General features: G+C 68.9%; 11 protein-coding genes. 3 read left to right on the top strand and 8 right to left on the bottom strand.

Annotated elements, in window-relative coordinates; all coding sequences use genetic code 11:
- Positions 1-1,077: 1,077 nt before the first annotated feature.
- The 5 genes from ACFE87_RS09595 to hemP all read right to left on the bottom strand — a co-directional run bounded on the left by ACFE87_RS09595 (position 1,078) and on the right by hemP (position 6,686).
- The gene (locus ACFE87_RS09595; RefSeq protein WP_375459400.1) at positions 1,078-3,369 is read right to left on the bottom strand and encodes a TonB-dependent hemoglobin/transferrin/lactoferrin family receptor; all 2,292 of its coding nucleotides are present in this window, start codon (positions 3,367-3,369) and stop codon (positions 1,078-1,080) included.
- 320 nt (positions 3,370-3,689) lie between these two features.
- The gene (locus ACFE87_RS09590) at positions 3,690-4,502 is read right to left on the bottom strand and encodes a heme ABC transporter ATP-binding protein (protein ID WP_375459399.1); all 813 of its coding nucleotides are present in this window, start codon (positions 4,500-4,502) and stop codon (positions 3,690-3,692) included.
- Positions 4,499-5,524: a FecCD family ABC transporter permease gene (locus ACFE87_RS09585; protein ID WP_375459415.1), complete on the bottom strand. Its 1,026-nt coding sequence runs from the start codon at positions 5,522-5,524 to the stop codon at positions 4,499-4,501. The genes ACFE87_RS09590 and ACFE87_RS09585 overlap by 4 nt, the downstream gene beginning before the upstream one ends.
- A 68-nt stretch (positions 5,525-5,592) precedes the next feature.
- A complete protein-coding gene (locus ACFE87_RS09580; RefSeq protein WP_375459398.1) occupies positions 5,593-6,441 on the bottom strand; it encodes a hemin ABC transporter substrate-binding protein in 849 nt (282 codons plus the stop codon).
- Positions 6,442-6,503: 62 nt separating this feature from the next.
- Positions 6,504-6,686, bottom strand: a complete 183-nt coding sequence (gene hemP, locus ACFE87_RS09575) for a hemin uptake protein HemP (RefSeq protein ID WP_375459397.1) — start codon at positions 6,684-6,686, stop codon at positions 6,504-6,506.
- Positions 6,687-6,867: 181 nt separating this feature from the next.
- Here hemP and ACFE87_RS09570 point away from each other — a divergent pair, with 181 nt between their 5' ends.
- The gene (locus tag ACFE87_RS09570; protein ID WP_375459396.1) at positions 6,868-7,206 is read left to right on the top strand and encodes an antibiotic biosynthesis monooxygenase family protein; all 339 of its coding nucleotides are present in this window, start codon (positions 6,868-6,870) and stop codon (positions 7,204-7,206) included.
- Positions 7,203-7,739: a heme utilization cystosolic carrier protein HutX gene (gene hutX / locus ACFE87_RS09565; protein WP_375459395.1), complete on the top strand. Its 537-nt coding sequence runs from the start codon at positions 7,203-7,205 to the stop codon at positions 7,737-7,739. Before ACFE87_RS09570 ends, hutX begins: the two co-directional genes overlap by 4 nt.
- An 18-nt stretch (positions 7,740-7,757) precedes the next feature.
- Here the strand turns inward: hutX and ACFE87_RS09560 are convergent, their stop codons facing one another.
- Positions 7,758-8,189 carry a DUF192 domain-containing protein gene (locus ACFE87_RS09560; RefSeq protein ID WP_375459414.1) on the bottom strand — a complete coding sequence of 144 codons (432 nt, stop codon included), beginning with the start codon at positions 8,187-8,189 and terminating at the stop codon, positions 7,758-7,760.
- Positions 8,190-8,227: 38 nt separating this feature from the next.
- Complete coding sequence (locus ACFE87_RS09555; protein ID WP_375459394.1) at positions 8,228-8,833, bottom strand: cold-shock protein; 606 nt, start codon at positions 8,831-8,833, stop codon at positions 8,228-8,230.
- A gap of 218 nt (positions 8,834-9,051) precedes the next feature.
- On the opposite strand from ACFE87_RS09555, the gene ACFE87_RS09550 reads away from it, so the two are divergent.
- Entirely contained in the window at positions 9,052-10,029 is a 978-nt protein-coding gene (locus ACFE87_RS09550; protein WP_375459393.1) for a heparan-alpha-glucosaminide N-acetyltransferase, read from the top strand.
- A gap of 13 nt (positions 10,030-10,042) precedes the next feature.
- On the opposite strand, the gene ACFE87_RS09545 is transcribed toward ACFE87_RS09550, so the two are convergent.
- The gene (locus ACFE87_RS09545; protein WP_375459392.1) at positions 10,043-11,689 is read right to left on the bottom strand and encodes a diguanylate cyclase; all 1,647 of its coding nucleotides are present in this window, start codon (positions 11,687-11,689) and stop codon (positions 10,043-10,045) included.
- Positions 11,690-11,995: the final 306 nt, after the last annotated feature.

The following is an 11,995-nucleotide window of genomic DNA, read 5'->3' as shown; positions in this document are numbered from 1 at the left end:
GGCCGGCCACGAAGGAGATGGAGCCCTGGACGAGGCTCAGGAGCGACGTGTTTCCGGTCGCGCCCGGCTGGTAGACCATCTCGTTCAAGACCATCCTGGCCGAGGACGAGAGGCTGAAGGTGGTGCCGTCGATGACGACGAGGGCAAGGCTCGCGCCCCGGTCCGTCTGGACGGTATCGCCCTTGTAGACGAGGTCGCCGACATTCAGGACGACGGCCACGCCGTTGCGGACCGCCGTCGCGCCGCCCGAGACCGCCTCGACCCGTCCGATCGCCTGCGGCGCCGGAGCGCCGCCGGCCTGGGCATAGCGCTCGCCCTGATCCGAGAGCGTGAGCGACTCGATCACGTCTGCGGTGAGCGCCGCGCCGTCCGGCGATTTCAGCTCCGGGCGGCGGCCCGGGCGAAAATAGTCATGAATGACGAGGTGGTCACGCTCATCGATGACGACGAGATCGAAGCCGACCCGATGATATGCGCCCTGGAAGAGGAGATGTGCGCTCGGAACGACGAGGCTGTCGTCCGAGTCGGCGGTGAGGACCGTCTCTCGTCCGCCGGCCGGAAGTCCGCCGGCCGGTCGCCCGAGAAGGAGGTCATCGATGCTCTGCAGCACGTTAGGTACCACCCGCTTAGGCCCGCGACACCGAGTGTCCGCGGTCTGGTTCGAACCGACCGCGCCAGGGCGCTACGACGGGTACGGCCTAAGCGGACGGAGGGAGCGAGCCTCGTTGCGATTTTGCTTAGCAGAAGCTTTGGAACAATCCAGCGCCTAGTGGCTTACGTCCAATTCTTTCCTTGATCGCTCGGGCTAAGCTTCCGCAGCTACAGGTGGGTTCGAGTTGAGCCTCAGTCATTCGTGCCACTACGTGAGCGGCAGGCGGTGATCCCCCCTCACCTCGTGCATGTCGTACCTCCCCGGGGCAGGCGGGGTTTGCCGGCGAAAGGCGGGCAGTAAGCGTCGAAACGTCGCACAACCGTTCGGAGCGAACCACATTAGCTCGCTCGCCGGCCGTGCGCTGCCACGACGGTGCGACAGCGGAGCAGGGGGCCCTGTGGTGGCGGCCGCTCGGCAACCGCCTCTCAACGGGTCGCGAATTTGAAGGTCAGCGCGCCTCGAGCCTGGAATCCCGGACTGCGATCGAGATCGAGATACTTCGTGTAGCGAACGTCGAAGACGTTCGAGAGGGTCACGTCCGCTCGGATCGCATCGCTGTAGTCGTAGGCCGCGAAGAGATCGACCAGCGTGTATTGCTTGGTGTTCGGGATGATGGTGCTGGCCGGGACGTTCTTGCGCGCGTCGTTGTAGACGATGCGGGTCCCGACGGTCAGCCTGCGATCGAGAAAGCGCAGGCCGACCGTGCCGGCCACCTTGTCCGGCGGGATCGTCAGGAGCGTGACCTTGGTTTGAGCATTCTCGCCTTCCGTATGGGAATAGGCGAGCGACGCGAAGCCATCGCCCCAATCATAGGCCGCCTCCACCTCGACGCCCGACAGGTTGGCCCGCGCAATGTTCACGTATTGCTGCGCCTGGAGCGGTATCTGGCACGGCCCGAACGGGGCCCTCCGTCCGGCGCAGAGCGCGTTCAGCGCGACGCTCGGCGTGACCGCGTAGTAGTTGATCGGCCCGACGCCCTGGATGTTGATGAAGTCGTCGACCTCGTTCGTGAAGACGACGGCCTTGGCCCGGAACGCATCGCCCCGGCGGAGCACATCGTCGAACTTCAGGTTGATGCCGCCCTCGAGATTGTGGGCCGTCTCGGGCCGCAAAGCCGTGTTGGGAAGGATCTGGAAGGCCGGGAAGGGATGATTTCCCGAGATGAGCGTCTCGCTGATGGCGGGAGCCCGGTAGCCCTCGGCATAGGTGCCGAAGACCTCGAACCACGGGAACGGCGACACACCGATCGTGCCGCGCGGGGACACCCGGGTGCCTTCGGACGAGAAGGGGCCGCCCGACAGCGAGTAGGAATCGTAGCGCACCGCTCCGACCGCGCGAAGCCAGCCGCCGAACCTCATTTCGTCCTGGATGAAGGCTCCGGTCAGGTCGCGCCGTCCTGACGGCGTGAAGGCGCCCGTGAACCCGCCGGCCTGGTCGGTGGTGGTCACCGTGTCGAACACCCCGTCCCCGCCGAAGGTGAAGGCGTGGCTGACCGGCCCCGTGTCGAAGCGGGACGTGTTGAAGATGTCGAAGCCGGAGGTCCGGAGATCCACGCTGATCTGGCGGCCGGGCCGTGCGCCGAGCTGCGTATAGGTCGTGGTCGGGTTCAGGAGCGTCCGGAGGTCGTAGGTCGAGGTGTAATAGCCTTTGATGCTGAGATCGATCAGCGGCATGTCGGGCGGGGTGAAGCGATAGCCGAGCGTGTAGGTGTCGGTATCCAGGGCCGACTGGAAGCGTGAGCCGGTCTGGGATGTGCCGTTATTCGTGAAGTCGAACTTCTGGATGAGTGCCGTCGCGGTGAGCTGATGGCCCTCGGCCGGATTGGCCGTGATCTTGACATTGCCTGACCGGAGCTCGCTGTCGGTGTCCCGGATCAGGATGCCGGCCCCGTCGCGGTAGACGTAATTGTCGCGATAGACGAACTGGCCGAAGGCCGTCGCGGCGTTGTTCGGGAGCCGAACGCCGGCCGAGGTCGAGTTCACGACGCCGTAGCCGTTCGTGCCGGCGCCGATCCGCTGCACGACGCCCGCCATCTCGTCGGGCTTCAGGATGTCGTCGATGCCTCGGGTCCGGAAGGACACCACGCCGCCGATGGCGCCGGACCCGTAGATGGTCGAGACCGGCCCCCGGGTGATGTCGATGCCGCCCACGAGTTCCGGGTCGAGATAGAAGACGCCGTTCGCCCCATGGCCGGTCGACTGGAAATTCTGCCGCGCGCCGTCCACCAGCACGTTCACGCGCCCGAAATCCTGGAGCCCGCGGATGTTGATCGCCTGGGCCGGGTCGTTCCGGCTCTCCTGCGTGGTGACGCCCGGCACCTGCTGCAGGATGTCGGAGATGCGGGAGGGCTGGATCGCGTCGAGCTGGTCACGCGAGACGACGCTCGCGCCACCGAGCGCGTCGATCGCCGTGGTCTCCGTCTTGGTGGACGTGACGGTGATCTCGTCGAGCGGCGTGCCGATCGACGGCAGGCCGGCATCGCGCCCCGTGTTGCGGGCACGCGCGGTGGTGGCCGGCCCGGTCGGTCGCGGTGTCGCCACCCGCGGCCGCGGCCTCTGCACCGCCGGGGCGTCGATGGTGACGGGCGGAAGCGCATTCGCGGCCGGCGGAGACGCCGTGGGCCCCGCTTCAGGCGGCCCCGCCGTCTGTGCCTGGGCGACTGCCACGGCGAGAGCCGAGACGCCGAGAAGTGCAGCAATGCGATACGCGGCAAACATGATGGGATCCCGAGGAGCGAGCGACGACTTGGCTGGCTTGCTCGGCGACGGCCTTGCTGGCTGGCTGCGGCGGCCGCATCGGCGGCCGTGCAGATCGTCTCCGGATTCGCATGCAGAAGGTCAACAACGATCTTCTGTAACTTGAACAGTTCTAAATCTAGGGACGCCGCGTTTCAGTTTAGACCCGGTCGAGAACCACGACTAAGCGATTGTCTCTTCTCCGATACGGTCCGGACTTGCCGGGCTCGGGCCGACGTGGTCTGTTTCGAAGTCGTGACACATGCGGCCGCGGTGTTGCCGATCCGACACGAACCTTGCCGTCAGCCGGGTCCGACGGCGCTGCGCTGGGGCAGGAGGAAGGGGCGGCCGGCGGCCGGAACCGCGCCGACCGTGAGGCCGACCCCGAAAACGCCTTGCACCACGTCGTCCACGATGACGTCGGCCGGTGTGCCTCGCGTCACGACCCGACCCGCTGCCATGACGACGATCTCGTCGGCGAAGGCGGAGGCGAGATTGAGATCGTGCAGCACGGCCAGGATCGCCACGCCCTCGTCCGCGAGCGAGGCCGCGGCCTCGAGGAGCGAGAGCTGGTGTTTCAGGTCCAGGCTCGCGATCGGCTCGTCGAGAAGGAGAACCTGCCGGTCCGCGACGGTGCGGCCGGCCATCAGCTGGGCCAGGACCCGGGCGAATTGCGTCCGCTGCTGTTCGCCGCCGGACAGGCTCTGATACGTCCGGTACGCGAGGTGGGCCACGTCGGCCCGGTCCAGCGCATCGGCGAGGATCCCGGCCCGGTCGCGCGAGGTCAGTCCGCGGCCGATCCCATCCAGGCCGAGCCGGGCGACCTCGCCGGCCGTGAACGGAAAAGCGAGGCGCGAGGCCTGCGGCAGCACCGCCCGGCAACAGGCGAGGCGCCAGGGCTTCATGGTCTCCACGGCGACGCCGCCATAAGAGACCCGACCGGCACTGGGCCGGAGCTCGCCGGACAGGAGCCTGACGAGGGTCGACTTTCCGGCCCCGTTCGGACCGACCACGACGGCGATCCGGCCTGCCTCGGCTTCGAGGGTGACGTCGTCGACCAGCACCTTTCCGCCGATCCGGTAGCTGACGCGCTGTGCGGCCAGAAGGGCGGTCACGAATCGAGGCTCGTATTCTGGCGCAGCAGGAGCCACAGGAAATACGGCGCCCCGATCAGGGCCGTGACGATGCCGATCGGAAGCTCGGCCGGGGCGACCAGGGTCCGGGCGGCCATGTCGGCCGCGAGCAGAAGCCCGCCCCCGAGGAGGGCCGAGGCCGGGAGCAGAAGCCGGTGATCCGGCCCCGCGACCAGGCGGATGACGTGGGGCACGACGAGACCGACGAAGCCGATCAGGCCGGCGGTCGCGACGGCCGCCCCGACCGCGAGCGCGACGGCGAGGATCGTCAGCCGTTTCACGCGCTCGACCGGGATGCCGAGATGAAAGGCCTCGGCTTCGCCGAGGATCAGCGCGTTCAAGGCCCGGGCCAGAACCATCGCGAGGGCGAGCGCCGCACCGATCAGCGGCGCCACGACCCAGAGCTTGCTCCAGGTGGCCCCGCCGATCGATCCCATCGTCCAGAAGGTGAGGTCGCGGAGCTGCCGGTCGTCGCTGAGAAAGGCCAGGAACCCGGTCCCGGAACCGGCGAGTGCGGCGAGCGCTACGCCGGCCAGGAGCATAGTCGCGACGGATGTCCGCCCGCGCCGGGTCGCGATCGCATAGAGGATGAGGGTCGCAGCGAGCGCCCCGGCGAAGGAAGCCGCCGGAAGGACCGCGAATGGCAGCGGCCCCGGTGACGCCGTGAACCGGTGCCCGAGCACGATCACGGCGGCGGCCGCGAGAGCGGAGCCGGACGAGACCCCGACGAGCGCAGGATCCGCCAGCGGGTTCCGGAAAAGACCTTGCAGGAGGGCTCCCCCGGTCGCCAGTGCCGCGCCGACGAGGAGCCCGACGAACATGCGGGGCAGGCGGATGTCGAGGACGATGATCGCATCCCGCATCAGCGAGGGATCGCCGCGCGCCGCCTCCCGCCCGACCCAGAGCACCTCGGCGACCCGCCCGACCCGCAGCGGGACCGCCCCGATGCCGAGCGAAAGGACCGCGATGGCGGCGACGCCCAAGGCGAGCGCCCCGAGCACCAGCTCAGGGCGTGCGGACCACGTTGCCCGACCGGCTGCGTCTCGTGCGGCTGGGCGGCTGCCGACGAGGCTCACTCCTCCCGCAGTCCGGGATGGAAGGCCCGCATGAGGTCGCGGGCCGCCTCCGGCGTGCGCGGGCCGAAGCCGAGGAGGTAGAGCCCGTCCATCGCGACCAGCCGCCGCTCCCGCGCCGCCGGAACCTGCGACAGGGCTGGTCCGTCGAAGAGGCCGGCCGGGGGCGAACCGCCCGGGCCGACGCTCAACATCACGACCACGTCCGGCCGGGCGGCCACGATCGCCTCGTCCGTCATGGCCTTGTAGCCGTCGATCCCGGCCGCGGCATTCTCCGCCCCGGCGAGCGCCAGCATCCCGTCCGCGGTCGTGTTGCGGCCGCCGACCATGGTGCGTCCGCCCTGCAGGGAGAGGATGAAGAGCGCCCGGATCTTCCGGGCAACCTTGCCGCGCGCCACGGCAAGCGCGGCGAAATGCTGGGCCGTCCTGTCGGCGAGGAGACGGCCGGCCTCGCCCCGGCCGATCGCGCCGGCGACGGTCTCGATCCGGGCCGCGACCCCGGACTCGGTGGGCTGGTCGGGCACGACGGTGACGGGAACGCCCGCTTCCCGCACGATCCGCAGAATATCGGGCGGTCCCGCACCCTCGATGGCGAGGACCAGATCCGGCCGGGCGGACAGGATGCCTTCGGCCGAGAGCTGCCGCAGGTAGCCGACATTCGGCTTCGTCCGCAGCGCCTCGGGCGGATGGATGCTGGTCGTGTCCAGCGCAACGACACGATCTCCCGCCCCGAGATCGTACAGGATCTCCGTCACGGCCCCGCCGAGGGAGACGATCCGGGCCGGCGGCGGCTCGCGCAACTCGGCTGCCTTCGACCCGAGAGGGGCTGCGACAAGCATCCCGAGCATCAGCACGGCTCGGACGAGGGAGCGATGCGCGGTCCGGCGGCGGGGCGGGGGGTCGGGAAGGGTCATTTGGTGAGAAGAAGCTTGCCGCTCTGCGTCAGGCGCAGCCGGTAGTTTTCGCCCCGGTGGACCAGCACGACCTCGCGGCTGCCGCCGAACAGGGCCACCGTATCGACCGATTTCGGCTGCTGGCCAGTACGGCTGCCCCGATCCGGGTCGATCTTCTGTTCTGGAGACTGTTCAACCATCGAGTCTTCGCATCTCTGATAAGAATCAGGCGCACAAAGTCAGATTAGAACAATGAAAAACAAGAATTCTGCACGCGCTAGTCTCATAGGGTTCGGTGGGAGCGTTGACAACCTCGAAGGTCAGGAGCCATGAACACCTCGCCCGCTGCCCCTCGGTCGGTCGGAGCAAGGGAGATCTGCGATGTTCATCGCCATGAATCGGTTCAAGGTGTTCAAGGACGCGACGTCCGACTTCGAGGCGGTCTGGCGCAACCGCGACAGCCAGCTTCACGAGATGAAGGGCTTCATGACCTTCCACCTGCTCCGCGGCCCCGAAGCCGAGGATCACGTCCTGTATTCATCCCACACCACATGGCGCACCAAGGCCGATTTCCAGGCCTGGACGAATTCCGAGCAGTTCCGAAAGGCCCATGCGCGTGCACCGGGCACGAAGCCGCTCTTCGCCGGCCATCCCCAATTCGAGGGGTTCGAGACGGTTCAGTCGCTGGGCGATCTCGGCCAGGCGGAAGCCGCCGAATGAGCGCCGCGATCGCGGCTGAACCCCGGCCCCACGGCGACCTCCTGGAGCGCCTCAGGCAGGGGATCGCGGCCGAACCGGGTGGCGTGCTGGAGGAGATCGCGCGGCGCGAGGGCGCCAGCTACAGGGAGGTCCTGGATGCCTTGCCGGACGGACAGGCCATCGCGAAGCCGGGCTCGGCCTTCGAGGAGGTCTGGGCGACCCTCGCCGAATGGCCGGGCGAGATCACCTTCATCGTGCACACCGGTGACGGCGTCTTCGAGACGCGGGGCCGTGTTCCGCCCGGGAAAGCCGGCCGCGGCTTCTTCAACATCCACGGGGAGACGCCGATCGGGGGCCATATCCGGGCCGACCGCTGCGCCGCGATCTATTTCGTGGACCGGCCGTTCTTCGGCCGCCGCTCCTGCTCCGTCCAGTTCGTGAACCAGGAGGGCGAGGCCATGTTCAAGATCTTCGTCGGCCGGGATGCGGCACGGGAACTGGATGCGCGTCAGGTGAGCCTGTTCGAAGCCGCGACGCGGTCGGGCGAACCCTGACGGGCAGCGTGGCGACGGTCAGCGCTTCTGGAAGAGCGGATGCTCGACCCGATCCCCGGCCTTGATGCCGACCCGGCGCGCCGTGCCGGCCACGAGTTCGAGCACGGCGAGCACCGGCTCGCCCGAGGGGATCGCGCGGGTCGAGAGCGGCTCGGTATCCTGCGCGATCCGGGCGATCGACCCGTCCGGCCGGATGAAGAGCATGTCGAGCGACACGTAGGTGTTCTGCATCCACATCGACACGGGTTCGACGCGGGCGAAATCGAAGAGCATGCCGCGATCCGGAGCGAGGCTGCGCCGGTACATCAGCCCCTGCGCGCGATCCGCGTCGGTGCGGGCCACTTCGACCTGGAATGGCTGCGGTCCGGCCTTGGTGACCACGACCAAGCGCTCGAAGGTCTCCGCTCCCACGGAAGCCGGGCCGAAGACGACGCCGAGGAAGAGACACAGAAGGCGAATGACCGAACGCGACACGGACGTCGTTCCGGTCAATGCGAGGTCGGCAGCGCGCTGGCCGAGAGGCGGATCTCGGCCGCCATCGTCCCCTTGGAGCCGTCGCCGTAGCGCACGAAGACGCGGTCGCCGGGCTTCAGCTCCGCGATCCCGTAGCGCCGGAGCGTCTCCATGTGGACGAAGATGTCGGGCGTGCCATCCCCCCGCGTCAGGAAGCCGAAGCCGCGCAACCGGTTGAACCACTTGACGGTCGCCTCTTCGAGAGGGCTCGTCGGGGCCACCGTCACGTGGGTCCGGGGCATCGGCAATTCGGACGGATGGAGCGCCGTCGACTCGTCAAGCGTCACCACTCTCATGGCCTGAAGCCCGCGGGGCCGCTTCACCGCTTCGACCACGATCCGGGCGCCCTCATTCGCGCTCTGGTAGCCGTCCCGCCGGAGGCAGGTCACATGGAGCAGCACGTCCGGAAGGCCGTCATCGGCCGCGATGAAGCCGAAGCCTTTCGAGACGTCGAACCACTTGATCCGGCCCGCGACCGTGATGACTTCGGTGTCGAGATCCGACCCGGAAGCCCCTGGTTCCACACGCGAACTGCCTTCGGCGTCCGCGAAGGATCGCTGTCCACCGTACTCGTTCGACATGGGTCGCACCGCTCGAATCACACCGCCTGATTCGGTTTCCAAGATATCACCGAGCGGGTAGCACGGAAGCCGCAATCGACCCTGTCCACCGGCCGATCCCGCCGGACGGCGACCCGGCCGGCTCCCACGCTCTGGCGAGAGGGCAGGAACGACGAGCCTCTCCGGGCTTTCAGCAGTCTCGCGCCAGGGCTCCAGGCGCGCGCACATTCGATGGCGGCATGGCTCTTTCCGACAACACCACGCTGGACGGCGCCGAGCCGCCCCGCCGAAGCCGGCGTCTCGCCGTCGACATTTTCCGCGGCCTCGCGGTGGTCGCGATGGTGATCTACCATTCCGCCTGGGACCTGTCGGAACTCGCCCTCATCGAAACCGACATCCGGGCGTCGCTCTCATGGGGGCTCTTCGCCCGCGCCGTCGCGGCGACGTTCCTGGTCCTCGCCGGGATCGGCCTCGTCCTCGCCCATGGCAGGAGCGTGAAGCGGCGGGCGTTCCTGCGCCGCCTTGCCGTGGTCGGCGCGGCGGCGGCGGCGATCACGCTCGTGACCTGGTTCGTCTTCCCGGACAGCTACATCTATTTCGGCATCCTTCATAACATTGCCCTGTCGAGCCTGCTGGCGCTGCCCTTCGTCGGGCTGCCCTGGTTCGTCACGGCGATCGGGGCGGCGTGCTTCCTGGCAGGACCGCTGGTCGCCGGCCCCTTCTTCGACGCGCCCCTCCTCGCCTTTCTCGGTCTCGGGACCCAGATTCCGGTCACGAACGACTACGTGCCGGTCTTTCCCTGGACGGGTTTCGTCCTCGCCGGAGTGGCCGCAGCTTGGCTCGGACGGCCCTATCTCGACCGGACCGACACCGGACCCGCACCCGGCCGGATCCGACGCGCGCTCGCAGCGGCTGGACGGCACAGCCTCGCGATCTACCTTCTCCACCAGCCGCTGATCTTCGGATCGTTGCTGGCGCTGCGGGAGGTGATCGGGCCGAGCCCGGCGGCCGAAGCCGCACCCTTCATGCGGTCGTGCATCCCGGCCTGCCAATCGGCCGGCCAGGGCGCGGAGACATGCCGGGCGAGTTGTGCCTGCACCGTCGAGGAGCTGAAGCGCGACGGCCTGTGGACGGCCGTTCTCGCCGGCCGTCCGAACGCGGAGGAATCGTCGCGCGCTTCCGCCCTGGCGCGGGTCTGCCAGAAGCGGAATCCGTGACCGCGTCAGCCGATCAGGACGTCACACGGGAGGGCACGGTCGCGGGATCGGCCGGACCTGCCACCCTGTTCCGGCCGGCGCGTTTCGCCCTGTAGAGCGCTTCGTCCGCGAGCCGGAGGATGTCCTCCGAAGGTCCGCCCCGCGCAGGCAGCAGCGAGACGGCGCCTGCGCTCACCGTCACGATCCCGGCCGGATTTCCGGCATGCGGCACGGCCACGGACTCGATGCCGAGGCGCAGCAGGCGAGCGACGTGGAGGGTGCGGTGGATATCCGCTCCCGGCAGCAGAAGGGCGAACTCCTCCCCGCCCACCCGGGCCGCCAGATCCCCGGTCCGCAGCCCGGAACCGATGACCCGGGCCACGCGCCGGAGGCAGGAATCCCCCTCCGGATGGCCGTAGGTGTCGTTGAAGGCCTTGAAATGATCGATGTCGACGATCACGGCCCCGACCGGCCGGCCGCTTCGGGCCGCGCGCCGCCATTCCTGTGCCAGGCGCTCGTCGAAGAGGCGCCGATTGGCGAGACCCGTCAGCGCGTCCACGGTCGCGAGTTCCGCCAGTTGCTCGTTCACGGCCCTCAACTCGGCGTCCCTCTGGGCCAGGCGCGACGCCATGGTGTTGAAGGAGCGGGCAAGCCGCGCGAATTCGAGCGGCGCCTTGGTCTCGTCGACCCGGGCCGCGAGGTCGCCGTCGCCGAAGCGGGTGGAGACGGCCGCGAGGGCTTCGGCCGGCTTCACCACGAGCCGCTCGGTGCCGAACCAGAGCACGCCCGCGCAGACGAGAACGCCCAACACGAGCTTGACGGCGCTGACGAGGGTCTGCCGGTGGGCCGGGGCCAGCACCACGTCGCGTTCGGCTCCGACGAAGACGCGCCCTCCGGTCTGGGGAAGGGTGACGGCCGCGAAGATGCGGGCAGGACCGTCCAGGCCGACGACATCGAGGATCGTCTCGCGCTCGGTGGGATCAGAGATCGGGAAGCCCAGGGCGGAGACGTTGCGGCCCGCCCAGTCGTGGTGGTCGGGATAGGCCGAGATGACCGTCCCGCCCGCGTCCGTCAGGATCACGGTGGTGCGGGACGCCTCCCCGACCCTTGCCGCCATCGCATTCAGCCAGTCGAGGTCGATCCGCGCCATGGCGACGCTCTCGATCTCGCCGTCCACGATCCGTGGCATCGCGGCCACGAGGCTCGGACGCTGGTCGGTCCGGGTCGTCACGTAGCCGCTGAGGGCGAAGCTCCGGGTCGCGATCGCCGACTGGAAATAGGCGCGATCGGCAACGTTGACCGTCGACGCCACGTCCCGGCTACCGCAGAGCGCGCTGCCGTCCGGCCGGAACACGGCCAGGGCCTCGAGCCACGGGATGGCATCGACCGCGCGGGCGAAAGGCTTCCGGCAGGCCGAGCCGGATTGCGGACCGGCTTCCGACATCTCCACCGCGAGCGTCAGGACCGCGCGGGCGTCCGCGACGATGCCCTCCTGCCGGTCGGCGCCCGTGCGAGCCAGGTTCTGCAGCCGCTCGCGTGCGCCCGCGATCAGGTCGGCGCGCTTCGACAGGATCTCCCGGCCGCCATCGGCCACGAGAACGGCTGCCACGAGACCGAGCAGAATCAGGAGCCGCCACCTCAGGCTGAGGTTACGGCCGGCTCGCGTGATCGTCTGCCTCATCTCGCCCCAGGTCGACCGCTCGTCCGGCGGCAACAGCCTGCGACGATGATGGGCGCATCCTGGCTCGGGGAGCCTTAAGGAGAGCTTGAGGGCGGCCCTCCAACGGTCGGCCACCGCGTCCTTCAAGGCCGATCCGACCCGGTGGCGGTGTGGCCGGCCGCTGCCGCGCTGGACGGACGGCCTCGCTCTCCGCGGCTGAGGCTGGGTGATCGCTGGACAAGGGTGACCATGACGGCCCGCGGTGCTAACGTTCAACGCTGACATACGTTACGTTGTAACAAGACGCAGATGTCAAACTCACGGATC

This window comes from uncultured Enterovirga sp. (assembly GCF_964242715.1).
GTDB lineage: Bacteria > Pseudomonadota > Alphaproteobacteria > Rhizobiales > Beijerinckiaceae > Enterovirga.
Note: the sequence above shows the minus strand (reverse complement) of the source record. Positions and strands in the feature narration are given on the sequence as shown.